Below are 18,571 nucleotides of genomic sequence, written 5' to 3'. Positions count from 1 at the left end.
TCTGCGGATTGACAATCTGACAGTGAAGGCATACTTTCAGGAGTGAGGGTAGAGCGGGGTTTCCCCCGCCCTGGTAGTCTTAGTAAGCTGGCCAGCTAATGACTAAGAGCACCACGATGATGAGTAGCTTCATCATGACCCTTTCCTTATTTAAGGCCCCTTCCTCGGGAGGGGCTTTCCCGTTTCAGCATCCCGCTGAAATCGTCGGCTTACCTCCTTTCGCCATACACCCAGTCTATCGCTGACTCGCGGATAAAATAGTTTCATCAGTGATTATTGCGTAACGTCTCGCAAAGAATATTTGCTGACAGGATCGCAGACGGCAAAGTCTGCGGATTGACAATTGGACCGTGAAGGCATACTTTCAGGAGTGAGGGTAGAGCGGGGTTCCCCCTGCCCTGGTAGTCTTAGTAAGCCGGTAAGCTAATCACTAAGAGCACCACGATGATGAGTATCTTCATCATGACCCTTTCCTTATTTAAGGCCCCTTCCTCGGGAGGGGCTTTCCCGTTTCAGCGTCCCGCTGAAATCTTCGGGTTACCTCCTTATTGCCATGTACGCAGTCTATCGCTAACCTGCGAATAAAATAGTTTCCTGTGTCATTACTGGATGCATGCTCGCAAAGCGCACCGTCATTCAGACGATTCCCGAAACTGTTTCATAATTCCTCCATTTTTCGCCCTTATTGGCTGGCTACACTAGTATCATTCCGCGAAACGTTTCAGGAAGAGAAACTCTTAACGATGAAAGGCAGTTATAAATCCCGTTGGGTAATCGTAATCGTGGTGGTTATCGCCGCCATCGCCGCATTCTGGTTCTGGCAAGGCCGCAATGAATCCCAGAGCGCAGCCCCAGGTGCGACGAAACAAGCACAGCAATCGCCAGCGGGTGGTCGCCGTGGCATGCGTTCCGGCCCATTAGCCCCGGTTCAGGCGGCGACCGCCGTAGAACAGGCAGTTCCGCGTTACCTCACCGGGCTTGGCACGATTACCGCCGCTAACACCGTTACGGTGCGCAGTCGCGTAGATGGTCAGCTGATGGCGTTACATTTCCAGGAAGGCCAGCAGGTCAAAGCAGGCGATTTGCTGGCAGAAATTGACCCCAGCCAGTTCAAAGTTGCATTAGCACAAGCCCAGGGCCAACTGGCAAAAGATAAAGCCACGCTTGCCAACGCCCGCCGTGACCTGGCGCGTTATCAACAACTGGCAAAAACCAATCTCGTTTCCCGTCAGGAACTGGATGCCCAACAGGCGCTGGTCAGTGAAACCGAAGGCACCATTAAAGCCGATGAAGCGAGCGTCGCCAGCGCACAACTACAACTCGACTGGAGCCGCATCACCGCACCAGTCGATGGCCGCGTTGGTCTCAAGCAGGTTGATGTTGGTAACCAAATCTCCAGTGGTGATACCACCGGAATTGTGGTGATCACCCAGACGCATCCTATCGATTTAGTCTTTACCCTGCCGGAAAGCGATATCGCTACCGTTGTGCAGGCGCAAAAAGCCGGAAAACCGCTGGTGGTAGAAGCCTGGGATCGCACTAACTCGAAGAAATTAAGCGAAGGCACGCTGTTAAGTCTCGATAACCAAATCGATGCCACTACCGGTACGATTAAAGTGAAAGCACGCTTTAATAATCAGGATGATGCGCTGTTTCCCAATCAGTTTGTTAACGCGCGTATGTTAGTCGACACCGAACAAGACGCCGTGGTGATCCCCACCGCCGCCCTGCAAATGGGCAACGAAGGCCATTTCGTCTGGGTGCTGAATAGCGAAAACAAGGTCAGCAAACATCTGGTGACGCCGGGCATTCAGGACAGTCAGAAAGTGGTGATCCGCGCAGGTATTTCTGCAGGCGATCGCGTAGTGACGGACGGCATTGATCGTCTGACCGAAGGAGCGAAAGTGGAAGTGGTGGAAGCCCAGAGCGCCACCGCACCGCAAGAGAAAGCCACCAGCCGCGAATACGCGAAAAAAGGAGCGAGCTCCTGATGCAGGTGTTACCTCCGAGCAGCACAGGCGGCCCGTCGCGCCTGTTTATTATGCGTCCTGTCGCCACCACGCTGCTGATGGTGGCGATCTTACTCGCCGGGATTATCGGTTATCGCGCCCTGCCCGTTTCGGCACTGCCGGAAGTGGATTATCCGACTATTCAGGTGGTTACACTCTACCCTGGCGCCAGCCCGGATGTGATGACCTCTGCCGTTACCGCACCGCTCGAACGCCAGTTTGGGCAGATGTCCGGCCTGAAACAAATGTCGTCGCAAAGTTCCGGCGGTGCGTCGGTTATCACTTTGCAGTTCCAGCTAACATTGCCGCTGGATGTCGCCGAGCAGGAAGTGCAGGCCGCGATTAACGCCGCCACTAACCTGTTGCCGAGCGATCTGCCTAACCCGCCGGTTTACAGCAAAGTGAACCCGGCAGATCCGCCGATCATGACGCTCGCTGTCACCTCAACCGCCATGCCGATGACCCAGGTAGAAGATATGGTGGAAACCCGCGTCGCGCAGAAAATCTCGCAGATTTCCGGCGTCGGGCTGGTGACACTTTCCGGCGGTCAGCGTCCGGCTGTTCGCGTCAAACTTAACGCCCAGGCGATTGCCGCCCTCGGCCTGACCAGCGAAACCGTGCGCACCGCCATTACCGGCGCTAACGTTAACTCAGCGAAAGGTAGCCTTGATGGCCCTTCTCGCGCGGTCACGCTTTCCGCGAACGACCAGATGCAATCCGCCGAAGAGTATCGCCAGCTAATCATCGCCTACCAGAACGGCGCGCCGATTCGTCTGGGCGATGTCGCAACTGTAGAGCAAGGTGCAGAAAACAGCTGGCTCGGCGCGTGGGCGAATAAAGAACAGGCCATTGTAATGAATGTTCAGCGCCAGCCCGGTGCTAACATTATCTCCACCGCCGACAGCATCCGGCAGATGCTGCCACAGCTCACCGAGAGTTTGCCGAAATCGGTGAAGGTGACGGTACTTTCTGACCGTACCACCAATATCCGCGCTTCAGTTAACGATACCCAGTTTGAGCTGATGATGGCTATCGCGCTGGTAGTAATGATTATCTACCTGTTTTTGCGCAATATTCCGGCGACCATCATTCCCGGCGTTGCTGTACCGCTGTCGTTAATTGGCACCTTCGCGGTTATGGTGTTTCTCGATTTTTCAATCAATAACCTGACGCTGATGGCGTTAACTATCGCCACTGGATTCGTGGTCGATGACGCCATCGTGGTGATCGAAAACATTTCCCGCTATATCGAAAAAGGCGAAAAACCGTTGGCGGCGGCGCTCAAGGGCGCAGGCGAAATCGGCTTTACCATTATCTCGCTGACCTTCTCACTGATTGCAGTGTTGATCCCACTGCTGTTTATGGGCGATATCGTCGGGCGACTGTTCCGCGAATTTGCCATTACTCTGGCAGTCGCGATTTTGATCTCAGCCGTGGTGTCGCTGACCCTGACACCGATGATGTGCGCGCGGATGCTCAGCCAGGAGTCGCTGCGTAAACAGAACCGCTTCTCCCGTGCCTCGGAAAAAATGTTCGACAGGATAATCGCCGCCTATGGTCGCGGACTGGCGAAAGTGCTGAATCATCCGTGGCTGACCTTAAGCGTGGCGCTCAGCACACTGCTGCTTAGCGTTCTATTGTGGGTGTTCATTCCGAAAGGTTTCTTCCCGGTACAGGACAACGGCATTATTCAGGGCACTTTGCAGGCACCGCAATCCAGCTCCTTTGCCAATATGGCCCAGCGGCAACGCCAGGTCGCGGACGTGATTTTGCAGGATCCGGCAGTGCAAAGTTTGACCTCATTTGTTGGCGTTGATGGCACTAACCCGTCGCTGAACAGTGCGCGTTTACAGATCAATCTCAAACCACTGGATGAACGAGATGACCGGGTGCAAAAAGTCATCGCCCGTCTGCAAACGGCGGTAGATAAAGTGCCGGGCGTCGATCTCTTCCTGCAACCAACGCAGGACCTGACTATTGATACTCAGGTCAGCCGCACCCAGTACCAGTTTACCTTGCAGGCCACGTCACTGGATGCGCTCAGTACCTGGGTGCCGCAGCTCATGGAAAAACTCCAGCAGCTGCCACAGCTTTCTGATGTCTCCAGCGACTGGCAGGACAAAGGGCTGGTGGCGTATGTCAATGTTGATCGCGACAGCGCCAGCCGTCTGGGGATCAGCATGGCGGACGTCGATAACGCCCTGTACAACGCGTTTGGTCAGCGGCTGATTTCCACTATTTATACTCAGGCTAACCAGTATCGCGTGGTGCTGGAGCACAATACCGAAAATACTCCTGGGCTTGCGGCGCTGGATACTATTCGCCTGACCAGCAGCGACGGCGGCGTGGTGCCGCTAAGCTCAATTGCCAAAGTTGAACAGCGTTTTGCGCCGCTTTCCATTAACCATCTGGATCAGTTCCCGGTAACGACCATCTCCTTTAACGTGCCGGATAACTATTCGCTGGGCGATGCGGTGCAGGCGATTATGGACACCGAGAAGACGCTGAATCTGCCGGTGGATATCACCACGCAGTTCCAGGGCAGCACCCTCGCCTTTCAGTCGGCGCTGGGTAGCACTGTCTGGCTGATTGTCGCGGCTGTGGTGGCGATGTATATCGTGCTCGGCATTCTGTACGAAAGCTTTATTCACCCGATCACTATTCTCTCGACGCTACCCACCGCAGGGGTTGGCGCACTGCTGGCGTTATTGATTGCCGGGAGTGAGCTGGATGTGATCGCGATTATCGGCATTATTTTGCTGATCGGTATTGTGAAGAAGAACGCCATCATGATGATCGACTTCGCGCTGGCTGCTGAGCGCGAGCAAGGCATGTCGCCGCGCGATGCAATCTACCAGGCTTGTCTGTTGCGTTTTCGTCCGATCCTGATGACCACTCTGGCGGCACTGCTTGGCGCGCTGCCGCTGATGTTGAGTACCGGGGTCGGCGCGGAACTGCGTCGTCCGTTAGGTATCGGCATGGTCGGCGGTCTGGTTGTCAGCCAGGTGCTGACACTGTTTACCACGCCGGTGATTTATCTGCTGTTCGACCGCCTGGCATTGTGGACCAAAAGCCGCTTTGCTCGTCATGAAGAGGAGGCGTAAGTGAAGTTTTTTGCCCTCTTCATTTACCGCCCGGTGGCGACGATTTTACTGTCGGTTGCCATTACCCTGTGCGGCATTCTGGGCTTCCGTATGCTGCCAGTGGCTCCGCTGCCACAGGTTGATTTTCCGGTGATTATGGTCAGCGCCTCGCTGCCCGGTGCATCGCCAGAGACAATGGCGTCTTCCGTTGCCACGCCGCTGGAACGTTCGCTTGGGCGCATTGCCGGAGTCAGTGAAATGACCTCCAGCAGTTCGCTCGGCAGCACGCGCATTATTTTGCAGTTTGATTTTGACCGGGATATCAACGGCGCGGCGCGCGATGTGCAGGCAGCGATCAACGCCGCGCAAAGTTTGCTGCCCAGCGGGATGCCAAGCCGTCCGACCTATCGCAAAGCGAACCCGTCGGATGCGCCAATTATGATCCTGACGCTAACCTCCGATACTTATTCGCAAGGTGAACTGTACGATTTCGCCTCAACACAGCTTGCCCCGACGATTGCGCAAATAGACGGTGTCGGTGATGTCGATGTCGGCGGCAGCTCACTGCCCGCCGTGCGCGTGGGGCTGAATCCGCAGGCGCTGTTTAATCAGGGCGTCTCGCTGGACGATGTTCGCACCGCCATCAGCAATGCCAACGTGCGTAAACCGCAAGGGGCGCTGGAAGATGATACCCACCGCTGGCAGATCCAGACTAACGATGAACTGAAAACCGCCGCTGAATATCAGCCGTTGATTATTCATTACAACAACGGCGGCGCGGTTCGTCTGGGCGATGTGGCGACGGTGACCGACTCAGTGCAGGATGTGCGCAACGCCGGGATGACCAACGCCAAACCGGCTATTTTGCTGATGATCCGCAAGCTGCCGGAAGCCAATATTATCCAGACGGTTGACAGCATCCGGGCAAAATTACCGGAGTTGCAGGAGACCATTCCGGCGGCGATTGATCTGCAAATTGCCCAGGATCGCTCCCCCACCATTCGCGCCTCACTGGAAGAAGTCGAGCAAACGCTGATTATCTCGGTGGCGCTGGTGATTCTGGTGGTGTTTTTATTCCTGCGCTCGGGTCGCGCCACTATTATTCCCGCCGTTGCCGTGCCGGTTTCGCTGATTGGTACGTTTGCGGCGATGTACCTGTGCGGTTTCAGTCTCAATAACCTGTCGTTAATGGCGCTCACTATTGCTACTGGTTTCGTGGTGGATGACGCCATCGTGGTGCTGGAAAACATTGCCCGCCATCTGGAAGCAGGGATGAAACCGCTACAGGCCGCGCTACAAGGCACTCGCGAAGTCGGTTTTACGGTGCTGTCGATGAGTCTGTCACTGGTGGCGGTGTTCCTGCCGCTGCTGTTGATGGGCGGATTGCCGGGTCGCCTGTTACGCGAGTTTGCCGTGACGCTTTCTGTCGCCATTGGTATTTCGTTACTGGTTTCCCTGACGCTAACGCCGATGATGTGCGGCTGGATGCTAAAAGCCAGCAAGCCGCGCGAGCAAAAGCGACTGCGTGGTTTTGGTCGCATGTTGGTAGCTCTGCAACAAGGCTACGGCAAGTCGCTGAAATGGGTGCTCAATCATACCCGTCTGGTGGGCGTGGTGCTGCTTGGCACCATTGCGCTGAATATCTGGCTGTATATCTCGATCCCGAAAACCTTCTTCCCGGAGCAGGACACCGGCGTGCTGATGGGTGGGATACAGGCGGATCAGAGTATTTCGTTTCAGGCAATGCGCGGTAAGTTGCAGGATTTCATGAAAATTATCCGTGACGATCCGGCAGTGGATAATGTCACCGGATTTACCGGCGGTTCGCGGGTGAACAGCGGGATGATGTTTATCACTCTCAAGCCACGCGATAAACGCAGCGAAACGGCGCAGCAAATTATCGACCGTCTGCGGGTGAAGCTGGCGAAAGAACCGGGGGCGAATCTGTTCCTGATGGCGGTACAGGATATTCGCGTTGGTGGGCGTCAGTCGAACGCCAGCTACCAGTACACGTTGTTATCCGACGACCTGGCGGCACTGCGCGAATGGGAGCCGAAAATCCGCAAAAAACTGGCGACGTTGCCGGAACTGGCGGACGTGAACTCCGATCAGCAGGATAACGGCGCGGAAATGAATCTGGTTTACGACCGCGACACCATGGCGCGGCTGGGAATCGACGTTCAGGCTGCCAACAGTCTGTTAAATAACGCCTTCGGTCAGCGGCAAATCTCGACCATTTACCAGCCGATGAACCAATACAAAGTGGTGATGGAAGTGGATCCGCGCTATACCCAGGACATCAGCGCGCTGGAAAAAATGTTCGTTATCAATAACGAAGGCAAAGCGATCCCGCTGTCGTATTTCGCTAAATGGCAACCCGCGAACGCTCCGCTGTCGGTGAATCATCAGGGATTATCGGCAGCGTCGACCATCTCGTTCAACCTGCCGACCGGGAAATCGCTCTCGGACGCCAGTGCGGCGATCGATCGCGCAATGACCCAGCTTGGTGTGCCTTCGACGGTGCGCGGCAGTTTTGCCGGAACGGCGCAGGTGTTCCAGGAGACGATGAACTCACAGGTGATCCTGATTATCGCCGCCATCGCCACGGTGTATATCGTGCTGGGTATCCTTTACGAGAGTTACGTACATCCGCTGACGATTCTCTCCACCCTGCCCTCGGCGGGCGTTGGAGCGCTGCTGGCGCTGGAGCTGTTCAATGCCCCGTTCAGCCTAATCGCCCTGATAGGGATCATGCTATTAATCGGCATCGTGAAGAAAAACGCCATTATGATGGTCGATTTTGCGCTTGAAGCCCAACGGCACGGTAACCTGACGCCGCAGGAAGCTATTTTCCAGGCCTGTCTGCTGCGTTTTCGCCCGATTATGATGACCACCCTGGCAGCGCTGTTTGGTGCGCTGCCGCTGGTATTGTCGGGCGGTGACGGCTCGGAGCTGCGGCAACCCCTGGGGATCACCATTGTCGGCGGTCTGGTAATGAGTCAGCTCCTGACGCTGTATACCACGCCTGTGGTATATCTCTTTTTCGACCGTCTGCGGCTGCGTTTTTCGCGTAAACCTAAACAAACGGTAACCGAGTAAATGACAGATCTTCCCGACAGCACCCGCTGGCAATTGTGGATTGTGGCTTTCGGCTTCTTTATGCAGTCGCTGGACACCACCATCGTTAACACCGCCCTTCCCTCAATGGCGCAAAGCCTCGGGGAAAGTCCGCTACATATGCACATGGTCATTGTCTCTTATGTGCTGACCGTGGCGGTGATGCTGCCTGCCAGCGGCTGGCTGGCGGACAAAGTCGGCGTGCGCAATATTTTCTTTACCGCCATCGTGCTGTTTACTCTCGGTTCACTGTTTTGCGCGCTTTCCGGCACGCTGAACGAACTATTGCTGGCACGCGCGTTACAGGGCGTTGGCGGTGCGATGATGGTGCCGGTCGGCAGGTTGACGGTGATGAAAATCGTACCGCGCGAGCAATATATGGCGGCGATGACCTTTGTTACTCTGCCCGGTCAGGTCGGCCCACTGCTCGGTCCGGCGCTCGGCGGCCTGCTGGTGGAGTACGCGTCGTGGCACTGGATCTTTTTGATCAACATTCCAGTGGGAATTATCGGTGCGATCGCCACACTGATGTTAATGCCGAACTACACCATGCAGACGCGGCGCTTTGATCTCTCCGGCTTTCTGTTGCTGGCGGTTGGCATGGCGGTATTAACGCTGGCGCTGGACGGCAGTAAAGGTACAGGTTTATCGCCGCTGGCGATTACTGGCCTGGTCGCAGTTGGTGTGGTGGCACTGGTGCTTTATCTGCTACACGCCAGAAATAACCACCGCGCTCTTTTCAGTCTGAAACTGTTCCGCACTCGTACCTTTTCGCTGGGCCTGGCGGGGAGCTTTGCCGGACGTATCGGTAGCGGCATGTTGCCCTTTATGACGCCGGTTTTCCTGCAAATTGGCCTTGGTTTCTCGCCTTTTCATGCCGGACTGATGATGATCCCGATGGTGCTTGGCAGCATGGGAATGAAGCGAATTGTGGTACAGGTGGTGAATCGCTTTGGTTATCGTCGGGTACTAGTGGCGACCACGCTGGGTCTGTCGCTGGTCACCCTGTTGTTTATGACCACCGCGCTGCTGGGCTGGTACTACGTTTTGCCGTTCGTTCTGTTTTTACAAGGAATGGTCAACTCGACGCGTTTCTCCTCCATGAACACCCTGACGCTGAAAGATCTCCCGGACAATCTGGCGAGCAGCGGCAACAGTCTGCTGTCGATGATTATGCAATTGTCGATGAGTATCGGCGTCACCATCGCCGGGCTGTTGCTGGGACTTTTTGGTTCACAGCATGTCAGCGTCGACAGCGGCACCACACAAACTGTCTTTATGTACACCTGGCTTAGTATGGCGTTTCTTATCGCCCTTCCGGCGTTCATCTTTGCCAGAGTGCCGAACGATACGCATCAAAATGTAGCTATTTCGCGGCGCAAAAGGAGCACTGAATGAAGTTCTGGCGGCCCGGTATTACCGGCAAACTGTTTCTGGCGATCTTCGCCACCTGCATCGTCTTGCTGATCACAATGCACTGGGCGGTACGTATTAGTTTTGAGCGTGGTTTTATTGATTACATCAAGCATGGTAATGAGCAACGGCTGCAAATGCTTGGCGACGCGCTTGGCGAGCAATACGCCCAGCACGGTAACTGGCGCTTTCTGCGTAATAACGATCGCTTCGTATTTCAGATCCTGCGTTCGCTTGAACACGATAGCAACGACGATAAGCCCGGCCCCGGTATGCCACCACACGGCTGGCGTACCCAGTTCTGGGTGGTCGATCAAAATAACAAAGTGCTGGTTGGCCCACGCGCCCCCATTCCACCGGACGGCACACGGCGGCCCATTCTGGTCAATGGTGTGGAAGTCGGCGCGGTGATCGCTTCCCCCGTTGAACGCCTGACGCGCAATACCGATATCAATTTTGATAAGCAACAGCGGCAAACCAGCTGGCTGATTGTGGCGTTATCTACTTTATTAGCGGCGCTGGCGACATTTCCACTGGCACGCGGTTTGCTGGCACCGGTAAAACGGTTAGTTGACGGCACGCACAAACTGGCGGCGGGCGATTTCACCACTCGCGTGACGCCCACCAGCGAAGATGAACTGGGGAAACTGGCACAAGACTTCAACCAGCTCGCCAGCACGCTGGAGAAAAACCAGCAAATGCGCCGCGATTTTATGGCCGATATTTCTCACGAACTGCGTACGCCATTAGCGGTGCTGCGCGGTGAACTGGAAGCCATTCAGGATGGCGTGCGTAAATTCACGCCGGAGACGGTGGCATCTTTACAGGCGGAGGTCGGCACACTGACCAAACTGGTTGACGATCTCCATCAGTTGTCGATGTCTGATGAAGGCGCTCTCGCCTATCAAAAAGCACCGGTAGATTTGATCCCACTGCTGGAAGTGGCGGGCGGCGCATTTCGCGAACGATTCGCCAGCCGTGGCCTGAAACTGCAATTTTCCCTGCCAGACAGCATTACCGTATTTGGCGATCGCGACCGTTTAATGCAGTTATTCAATAACTTACTGGAAAACAGCCTGCGCTACACCGACAGCGGCGGCAGCCTGAAAATCTCTGCCGAGCAGCACGATAAAACGGTGCGCCTGACCTTTGCCGACAGCGCGCCGGGCGTCAGTGATGATCAGCTGCAAAAACTGTTTGAGCGTTTTTATCGCACCGAAGGTTCCCGCAACCGTGCCAGCGGCGGTTCCGGGCTGGGGCTGGCGATTTGCGTTAACATCGTTGAAGCGCATAATGGCCGCATTCTTGCCGCCCATTCGCCTTTTGGCGGGCTAAGCATTACAGTAGAGTTACCGCTGGAACGAGATTTACAGGGAGAAGCATGACCGAGTTACCCATCGACGAAAACACGCCACGCATTTTAATCGTGGAAGATGAACCCAAGCTGGGGCAGTTGCTCATTGATTATCTGCGTGCCGCGAGCTACGCGCCAATACTTATCAGCCACGGCGATCAGGTACTGCCGTACGTGCGCCAGACGCCGCCGGATCTGATCCTGTTGGATCTGATGTTGCCTGGCACCGATGGTCTGACGCTATGCCGGGAAATTCGTCGTTTTTCCGATGTCCCAATTGTGATGGTGACGGCGAAAATCGAAGAGATCGATCGCCTGCTGGGGCTGGAGATTGGCGCAGATGACTACATCTGCAAGCCGTACAGCCCGCGTGAAGTAGTCGCGCGCGTCAAAACCATTTTGCGCCGCTGCAAACCGCAGCGTGAGTTGCAGCAACAGGATGCCGAAAGTCCGTTGATTATCGACGAAGGTCGTTTTCAGGCTTCATGGCGTGGCAAATTGCTTGACCTGACGCCTGCGGAATTTCGTCTGCTGAAAACGCTCTCCCATGAACCGGGTAAAGTATTCTCCCGCGAGCAATTGCTCAATCATCTTTACGACGACTACCGCGTGGTAACCGACCGAACTATCGACAGCCACATTAAAAACCTGCGTCGCAAGCTGGAATCTCTCGACGCCGAGCAGTCATTTATCCGTGCCGTTTATGGTGTCGGTTACCGTTGGGAAGCTGACGCCTGCCGTATTGTTTAACCTGTTCCTTTTAATGACAGTCTCAAACTACAACGCGAACCGTTCCGTCGCCCACTGAGTATTATTACCCTCTCTGAAAAAGAGAGGGATAAAGCCGTGCTCGTATTCAGATTTCAGCATATTTATCAGTAATCTCCCCCATGCATTAGAGGGTATTCCCCTGATTGGCAACCACCTGAATATCACCCATACTTAAATCGTTACATACTGTTTTCGATACGCAATTTCAAGCAAGGAGTCAATATGGCTGGTTGGTTTGAACTTAATAAGAGCAGTGATAATCAGTTCCGTTTTGTGTTAAAAGCGGGGAACGGAGAAACCATTCTCACAAGCGAATTGTATGCCTCAAAAGCCTCTGCGGAAAAGGGCATCGCCTCGGTACAAAGCAACAGTCCGCAGGATGAACGCTATGAGAAAAAGACGGCGAGCAACAGCAAGTTTTATTTCAATCTGAAAGCGGCCAATCATCAGATAATTGGCTCCAGCCAGATGTATGCTACCGCTCAATCACGCGAAGTCGGAATTGCCTCTGTAAAAACCAATGGCGTAAGCCAGACGGTGAAAGATAAGACTTAATCATTGTGCCGGGTGCGGATGACGCGCCCGGCTTTATTTCTAATAAACACTGACTTATTGATGCTAAGGATCAATCCGCGCCATTAAAATAATGGGAGGATAAGTTTCATATTAGGTGAAAGAATTTTTGTTCCTCTTTTTGAACGCCACGTTATTTATTTCCTGCAAGTGCCGAAGAAATTATCGTTATTCGCATCCTTACCAAAACCAGGAGACGACCAGACATTTGCACTGGAGCCAACCCCACCGATTGCGCTACAATGCCCGCCCTTAAAGTGGGGACACTCCCCTAACCGCTTCATCAGGTGAAGCGGATCTGACCTGTCATCAGAACGAGAGAATTATGTTTAAACCGGAACTCCTTTCCCCGGCGGGAACGCTGAAAAATATGCGTTACGCTTTCGCTTATGGCGCAGATGCTGTTTATGCGGGCCAGCCGCGTTACTCCCTGCGTGTGCGCAACAACGAATTCAACCACGAAAATCTTCAGCTCGGTATCAATGAAGCCCATGCGCTGGGGAAAAAGTTTTATGTCGTGGTCAACATTGCGCCGCACAACGCTAAGCTGAAAACCTTTATCCGTGACCTGAAACCGGTAGTGGAAATGGGGCCGGATGCGCTGATTATGTCCGATCCTGGGTTGATTATGCTGGTGCGTGAGCACTTCCCTGAAATGCCGATCCACCTTTCCGTGCAGGCTAACGCCGTAAACTGGGCGACGGTAAAATTCTGGCAGCAAATGGGCCTGACCCGCGTGATCCTCTCCCGTGAACTATCACTGGAAGAGATTGAAGAGATCCGCAATCAGGTGCCGGATATGGAGCTCGAAATCTTCGTTCACGGCGCACTGTGCATGGCCTACTCCGGTCGCTGCCTGCTCTCTGGTTATATCAACAAACGCGACCCGAACCAGGGCACCTGCACCAACGCCTGCCGCTGGGAGTACAACGTCCAGGAAGGTAAAGAAGATGACGTCGGCAACATCGTACACAAATACGAGCCGATTCCGGTGCAAAACGTTGAACCGACGCTGGGTATCGGCGCGCCAACCGACAAAGTGTTTATGATCGAAGAGGCCCAGCGTCCGGGCGAGTATATGACCGCGTTTGAAGACGAACACGGCACTTACATCATGAACTCGAAAGATCTGCGCGCTATCGCCCACGTTGAACGCCTGACCAAAATGGGCGTGCATTCGCTGAAAATCGAAGGCCGCACCAAATCTTTCTACTATTGTGCACGCACCGCGCAGGTTTATCGTAAAGCTATCGATGATGCCGCTGCGGGCAAACCGTTCGACACCAGCCTGCTGGAGACGCTGGAAGGTCTGGCGCATCGCGGCTATACCGAAGGTTTCCTGCGTCGCCATACGCATGATGATTACCAGAACTACGAATACGGTTATTCCGTTTCTGACCGCCAGCAGTTTGTTGGTGAGTTTACCGGTGAGCGTAAAGGCGACCTCGCGGCGGTAGCGGTTAAAAACAAATTCTCCGTTGGCGACAGCCTTGAGCTGATGACTCCACAGGGCAATATCAACTTTACCCTTGAGCATATGGAAAACGCCAAAGGCGAAGCGATGCCGGTTGCGCCGGGCGATGGTTATACTGTGTGGATCCCGGTCCCGCAGGATCTCGAACTGAACTACGCGCTGCTGATGCGTAATTTCTCTGGGGAAACCACGCGTAACCCGCACGGCAAGTGATTAATTTCAAGTATTTTTCCCAGATAGAAAATTCTTAGAAACCGATCACATACAGCTGCATTTATTAAGGTTATCATCCGTTTCGCTGAAAAACATAACCCATAAAATGCTAGCTGTACCAGGAACCACCTCCTTAGCCTGTGTAATCTCCCTTACGCAGGCTTATTTTTTTGCACCACGACTTTCATCCTGTTCTGACTCCACCTTCTCTTTTCTGCTCTACACTTTCTAAAGATCAATAATAAAGGCATACGACGATGGCCGATTTTCCCGCCAGTTTGCTGATTCTTAACGGCAAAAGTGCTGACAATGAAACATTGCGCGAGGCGATTATGCTGTTGCGTGAGGAAGGAATAACGATCCATGTACGGGTCACCTGGGAGAAAGGTGATGCCGCGCGTTTTGTGACTGAAGCGTGCCAACTTGGCGTCGCGACGGTGATAGCAGGCGGTGGTGATGGCACCATTAATGAAGTCTCCACGGCGTTGATTCAGTGTGAAGGCGATGACATTCCTGCTTTGGGGATTTTGCCGCTAGGTACAGCGAATGATTTTGCCACCAGCGTGGGGATCCCTGAGGCGCTGGATAAGGCGTTGAAACTGGCGATTGCCGGTAACGCTATTGCAATTGATATGGCGCAGGTTAACAGGCACACCTGTTTTATCAATATGGCAACGGGCGGGTTTGGTACGCGCATCACCACCGAAACACCGGAAAAATTAAAATCCGCACTAGGGGGCGTCTCTTACATCATTCACGGCTTAATGCGCATGGACACGTTACAACCAGATCGTTGTGAGATCCGTGGTGAAAATTTTCACTGGCAAGGAGATGCCCTGGTTATTGGCATTGGCAACGGACGTCAGGCCGGTGGCGGTCAGCAGTTGTGCCCAAATGCGCTGATTAATGATGGCTTGTTGCAGTTGCGTATTTTCACCGGAGATGAAATTCTTCCGGCCCTCGTATCCACATTAAAATCTGACGAAGATAACCCGAATATTATCGAAGGCGCTTCGGCGTGGTTCGATATACAAGCACCACACGAAATCACTTTTAATCTTGATGGCGAACCGTTGAGTGGACAAAACTTTCATATTGAAATACTTCCGGCGGCGCTGCGTTGTCGATTACCACCGGATTGTCCGTTATTGCGTTAATCAAATTATTCTCTCTTGAATTAGGGAAAATCAGTTATGCCGGATGCGGTGTAAACACCTTATCCGGCCTACAGAACAATACTACACCGTAATTAATTTCACCCGTGTCTTCTGCAATGCCAGTTTATCGACCTCTGATACGGCATCATCGGTAATAATAATATCGATTTTTTCGATTGGCAGTACCTGATTAAATCCACGACGGTTAAATTTTGTTGAGTCGAGAACTGCGATAACTTTATTCGCCGCTGTCACCATAGCACCACTAACGGAATAACCTTCATTAAAGGTCGTAATACCATTAACCGCATCAATCCCATCAGCACCCACAAACATTAAATCGGCATTAATATCCTGCAGGGAACGTTCAGCAATAGAACCATGCATAGATCGCGTTTTATGGCGCACCGTACCACCACAAACCACCAAAGTGATGTCTTTATTTTCAGAAAGGGCAAATGCAGCAGGAAGGCTATTGGTGATCACCGTGATATTTTTAGCAGTCATTAACCCTTCAGCGATAAGCATTGTCGTACTTCCGCTGTCGAGGATAACCGTCATGCCTTCGTGGATCATTTTTACTGCCGCCTGCGCAATTCTGTTTTTCGGTGCGCTGGCTAACTGAAATCGCTCTTTAAACCCGACTTCCTGCGCCTCGGTTTCACTATTACCGGACATTATTTTTGCCGCACCGCCATGAAAGCGCGTGACCACGCCTTTTTGTTCGAGAAAGCGCAAATCGGCTCGAATTGTCGCTTCCGATGCAGCAAATATTCCCGCCAGATCCTGAACAAGCACGGTTCCCTGTTCATTCACTAATTGGATGATCTTATTCCTTCGCTCGAATGAATTCATCGTCATTTACCCATATTCAATTGTGACTAGTGTAAACGAAGGGGGACCATTGGTGAATGATCTGTTTTGCACAATACCGGGCCAGCATCACGCTGGCCCGCGGTTTCAGGGAATGAGTAACACTTTACCCGGCATGGTATTGCGAGCAATGTCACGCACTGCCTGGGCGAAGCTTTCAAAGCTTCCACGGTGAGCGATTAATGGCTCCAGGCTTAACTTACGTTCTGTCAGCAACCGGCTCGCCGTTTCCCACTCCTGCCCAGGCCACGGGCTGGAGTAGTTCATCCAACTGCCGATAACCGTCAGCTCTTTACGCAATATTTTGCCAAATGTCGCTGATGTTAAATGCAGATCCTGATGTAACGTTCCCACCAGTGCCAGTTGTGCGTGAGGCCCGGCGATTTCTACCCCCAGTTCGACGGTTTGCGGTACGCCTGCTGTCTCGAGGATAAGCTGGTTGAAGCGCAGTTCGCGTAAAACGCTCTGCATTTGCGCCGCGCTCATTTCGCTACTGTTAAATGTTTGCATAGCGCCGAAGGATTTTGCCAGTGCCAGTTTTTCTGGGCTAATGTCGATAGCCGTCACACTCTTTGCCCCCAGCGCGACAGCGCACTGAATTGCCAGCAGGCCAATGGTTCCGGCACCAATAATAATAACGTTTTTATTCTCACAACCTTGCGCTAAATGGAAAGCATGCAGGCCAACGGTAATCGGTTCAATAAAAGCACCATCCTCAATAGGCATATCCGCGGGTAGTGGAAAAACATTTTTTCGCTTAACGACAATATATTCGGAAAATCCGCCATCACGTCGCGAACCAATAAAATCATATTTCGCACACTGGGAATAAAACCCTTTCAGACACTCCGGGCAATTAAAACAGGGTAATAACGGCACACAGGCAACTGCATCGCCAGGTTGTAAATCATCAACACCGGTTCCCACCGCATCAATATAGCCACTAAATTCATGGCCTAACGTTATTGGATAATAATGTGCACCATTTTTAAAAATTCTGGGTAAATCGGAACCACATACCCCCGAGCTGGCAATTTTTACCCGCACCTCATCCTGATGATTAATTTCAGGAATAAGTTTTTCTACAACGCGCACGATACCATCAGTATCATTCACCACTGATTTCATAAAAACTCCTGAGTTGTTAAGGGGGATATTCTCCCCCTCAGGTAAAAATTATTCTGCGATAGCGGCTTTCTCTTGTTTGGTAAAGCCGCGCGCTCTACGCCAGGTCATGAAAATACCGGTGAGATAAATGGCGCCGATAATAATGAAACCAGGAATATTTTGCGGGGAGAAAACCTGAATCAATAACCAGGTAATGGGAGAACCGCCCTGATCCATCGAAGCCACCATACCTCCGGCTTTTAATGCGCCCGCATTGGCAGCCAGTTGAGTGTGCAGACCAATAGTTTGCGTCGCAATCCAAAGGGTGATGCTCATAATGATGACACCCGAGATTAAGGTGCGGAACAGGTTTCCACGATGCACCGCGACTGCCATCGCCACAAAGAAGCCAATAGTTGCAAGATCGCCAAACGGCAGCACCTGATTACCTGGGACACAAACAGCAATTAAAATGGTGAGCGGGATAAAAATCAGGCTTGCCGATACTACCGCCGTATGCCCCAGCAGCAATGCCGGATCAAGGCCAATCAGGAACTCCTGACCGCCGAACTTCGCCTGCAAACGGCTGCGAGCCTGCTTCGCAATAGGTGTTAAGCCATCCATGATGGGTTTAATCACCCTTGGCATCAGCAGCATGACTGCCGCCGTTTTTACCGCCAGTTGCAATACACCTTTGACATCGTAACCCGCGAGGATGCCGATAATCAGCCCCATCACAAAACCCACGGTGACAGGTTCGCCAAAAGGACCAAATTTGCGCTGAATATCGTCGGCGCTAAATTTAATTCGGTTAACGCCAGGGATTTTCTCGATAATGGCATCCACCAGTACCGCGATGGGTCCCAGATACGCCGACGTACCGTGTGGAATAGCAATGCCTTCCAGCTCAAAGAAATCACGGGTATCGCGGGCAAACCAGTCGCCGAGCTTATAAACAAACGCCGCGTGAATTACCACACCCGCCATCCCAATCATCCATGAACCGGTGGCCAGATGCAGCAACGCGCCGGTGAAGGTCATATGCCAGATATTCCAGATATCAACATTCACCACCCGCGTCATACGGGTCAGTAGCATTGCCACGTTAACCAGAATCGCAATCGGAATCGCCACCAGCGCGATTTGCGACGCCCAGGTCATTGGTGAAGAGCCCGGCCAGCCGACATCGACCACATGCAGATTTAAGTCAAAATTTTCCGCCATCGCTTTCGCCGCTGGGCCAATGGAATCCAGCATTAAGCCAATCACCAGGCCGATGCCCACAAAGCCAATCCCGATATGCAGACCCGCTTTAAAGCAATCGCCTGCCTTCATGCCTAATATTTTAGAAAAAATAATGATGACAATCGGCAGCATGACCGTAGGGCCGAGGTCGAGAATATAACGCATGACTTCTGAAAACATAG

Annotated in this window: 14 protein-coding genes; 9 read left to right on the top strand and 5 right to left on the bottom strand. The window is 53.0% G+C overall.

From position 1 onward, the window contains the following. Nucleotides 1–79: 79 nt before the first annotated feature. Both FEK47_RS09560 and FEK47_RS09555 read right to left on the bottom strand, forming a co-directional pair. Nucleotides 80–136: a type I toxin-antitoxin system Ibs family toxin gene (locus tag FEK47_RS09560; protein ID WP_100249772.1), complete on the bottom strand. Its 57-nt coding sequence runs from the start codon at nucleotides 134–136 to the stop codon at nucleotides 80–82. 271 nt (nucleotides 137–407) lie between these two features. Then, a complete protein-coding gene (locus tag FEK47_RS09555) occupies nucleotides 408–464 on the bottom strand; it encodes a type I toxin-antitoxin system Ibs family toxin (RefSeq protein ID WP_100733667.1) in 57 nt (18 codons plus the stop codon). A gap of 279 nt (nucleotides 465–743) precedes the next feature. Between FEK47_RS09555 and mdtA the strand changes: the two genes are divergently transcribed. The 9 genes from mdtA (at nucleotide 744) to yegS (ending at nucleotide 15,164) form a co-directional block, all read left to right on the top strand. Next, nucleotides 744–1,991, top strand: coding sequence for a multidrug efflux RND transporter subunit MdtA (gene mdtA / locus FEK47_RS09550; protein ID WP_135487570.1), 1,248 nt, complete (start codon nucleotides 744–746; stop codon nucleotides 1,989–1,991). Further along, nucleotides 1,991–5,113: a multidrug efflux RND transporter permease subunit MdtB gene (gene mdtB / locus FEK47_RS09545; RefSeq protein ID WP_135487569.1), complete on the top strand. Its 3,123-nt coding sequence runs from the start codon at nucleotides 1,991–1,993 to the stop codon at nucleotides 5,111–5,113. The genes mdtA and mdtB overlap by 1 nt, the downstream gene beginning before the upstream one ends. Continuing rightward, nucleotides 5,114–8,191 (top strand): multidrug efflux RND transporter permease subunit MdtC, encoded by a 3,078-nt coding sequence (mdtC, locus tag FEK47_RS09540; RefSeq protein ID WP_138183173.1) that lies wholly within the window; start codon nucleotides 5,114–5,116, stop codon nucleotides 8,189–8,191. Then, the gene (locus FEK47_RS09535) at nucleotides 8,192–9,607 is read left to right on the top strand and encodes an MFS transporter (RefSeq protein WP_135487568.1); all 1,416 of its coding nucleotides are present in this window, start codon (nucleotides 8,192–8,194) and stop codon (nucleotides 9,605–9,607) included. It begins immediately after the preceding gene. Further along, entirely contained in the window at nucleotides 9,604–11,007 is a 1,404-nt protein-coding gene (baeS, locus tag FEK47_RS09530; protein WP_130219356.1) for a two-component system sensor histidine kinase BaeS, read from the top strand. The genes FEK47_RS09535 and baeS overlap by 4 nt, the downstream gene beginning before the upstream one ends. Continuing rightward, the gene (gene baeR, locus FEK47_RS09525) at nucleotides 11,004–11,726 is read left to right on the top strand and encodes a two-component system response regulator BaeR (protein ID WP_135487567.1); all 723 of its coding nucleotides are present in this window, start codon (nucleotides 11,004–11,006) and stop codon (nucleotides 11,724–11,726) included. The genes baeS and baeR overlap by 4 nt, the downstream gene beginning before the upstream one ends. A 243-nt stretch (nucleotides 11,727–11,969) precedes the next feature. Beyond that, a complete protein-coding gene (locus FEK47_RS09520) occupies nucleotides 11,970–12,302 on the top strand; it encodes a YegP family protein (RefSeq protein WP_135487566.1) in 333 nt (110 codons plus the stop codon). A 343-nt stretch (nucleotides 12,303–12,645) separates the two neighbouring features. Then, a complete protein-coding gene (yegQ, locus tag FEK47_RS09515; RefSeq protein WP_000476028.1) occupies nucleotides 12,646–14,007 on the top strand; it encodes a tRNA 5-hydroxyuridine modification protein YegQ in 1,362 nt (453 codons plus the stop codon). A 257-nt stretch (nucleotides 14,008–14,264) separates the two neighbouring features. Then, entirely contained in the window at nucleotides 14,265–15,164 is a 900-nt protein-coding gene (gene yegS, locus FEK47_RS09510) for a lipid kinase YegS (RefSeq protein ID WP_135487565.1), read from the top strand. An 81-nt stretch (nucleotides 15,165–15,245) separates the two neighbouring features. Here the strand turns inward: yegS and FEK47_RS09505 are convergent, their stop codons facing one another. From FEK47_RS09505 to FEK47_RS09495, 3 genes are all read right to left on the bottom strand, one after another. After that, nucleotides 15,246–16,019, bottom strand: a complete 774-nt coding sequence (locus FEK47_RS09505; protein WP_205712905.1) for a DeoR/GlpR family DNA-binding transcription regulator — start codon at nucleotides 16,017–16,019, stop codon at nucleotides 15,246–15,248. Nucleotides 16,020–16,124: 105 nt separating this feature from the next. Continuing rightward, complete coding sequence (gatD, locus tag FEK47_RS09500; RefSeq protein WP_138183172.1) at nucleotides 16,125–17,165, bottom strand: galactitol-1-phosphate 5-dehydrogenase; 1,041 nt, start codon at nucleotides 17,163–17,165, stop codon at nucleotides 16,125–16,127. A gap of 48 nt (nucleotides 17,166–17,213) precedes the next feature. Continuing rightward, nucleotides 17,214–18,569 carry a PTS galactitol transporter subunit IIC gene (locus tag FEK47_RS09495; RefSeq protein WP_130219344.1) on the bottom strand — a complete coding sequence of 452 codons (1,356 nt, stop codon included), beginning with the start codon at nucleotides 18,567–18,569 and terminating at the stop codon, nucleotides 17,214–17,216. Nucleotides 18,570–18,571: the final 2 nt, after the last annotated feature.

The organism is Escherichia sp. E3659, from assembly GCF_005781135.1.
Taxonomy (GTDB): Bacteria; Pseudomonadota; Gammaproteobacteria; order Enterobacterales; family Enterobacteriaceae; genus Escherichia.
The sequence above is the reverse complement of the archived record's forward strand: the minus strand, read 5'-3'. Positions and strand labels throughout refer to the sequence as shown.

What these genes read in the sequence shown, in the direction of transcription:
- baeR (WP_135487567.1), top strand. Translation starts at nt 11,004, where the DNA reads ATGACCGAGTTACCCATCGACGAAAACACGCCACGCATTTTAATCGTG.
- mdtB (WP_135487569.1), top strand. Translation starts at nt 1,991, where the DNA reads ATGCAGGTGTTACCTCCGAGCAGCACAGGCGGCCCGTCGCGCCTGTTT.
- yegQ (WP_000476028.1), top strand. Translation starts at nt 12,646, where the DNA reads ATGTTTAAACCGGAACTCCTTTCCCCGGCGGGAACGCTGAAAAATATG.
- yegS (WP_135487565.1), top strand. Translation starts at nt 14,265, where the DNA reads ATGGCCGATTTTCCCGCCAGTTTGCTGATTCTTAACGGCAAAAGTGCT.
- FEK47_RS09495 (WP_130219344.1), bottom strand. Translation starts at nt 18,569, where the DNA reads ATGTTTTCAGAAGTCATGCGTTATATTCTCGACCTCGGCCCTACGGTC.
- baeS (WP_130219356.1), top strand. Translation starts at nt 9,604, where the DNA reads ATGAAGTTCTGGCGGCCCGGTATTACCGGCAAACTGTTTCTGGCGATC.
- gatD (WP_138183172.1), bottom strand. Translation starts at nt 17,165, where the DNA reads ATGAAATCAGTGGTGAATGATACTGATGGTATCGTGCGCGTTGTAGAA.
- FEK47_RS09505 (WP_205712905.1), bottom strand. Translation starts at nt 16,019, where the DNA reads ATGAATTCATTCGAGCGAAGGAATAAGATCATCCAATTAGTGAATGAA.
- mdtA (WP_135487570.1), top strand. Translation starts at nt 744, where the DNA reads ATGAAAGGCAGTTATAAATCCCGTTGGGTAATCGTAATCGTGGTGGTT.
- FEK47_RS09520 (WP_135487566.1), top strand. Translation starts at nt 11,970, where the DNA reads ATGGCTGGTTGGTTTGAACTTAATAAGAGCAGTGATAATCAGTTCCGT.
- FEK47_RS09535 (WP_135487568.1), top strand. Translation starts at nt 8,192, where the DNA reads ATGACAGATCTTCCCGACAGCACCCGCTGGCAATTGTGGATTGTGGCT.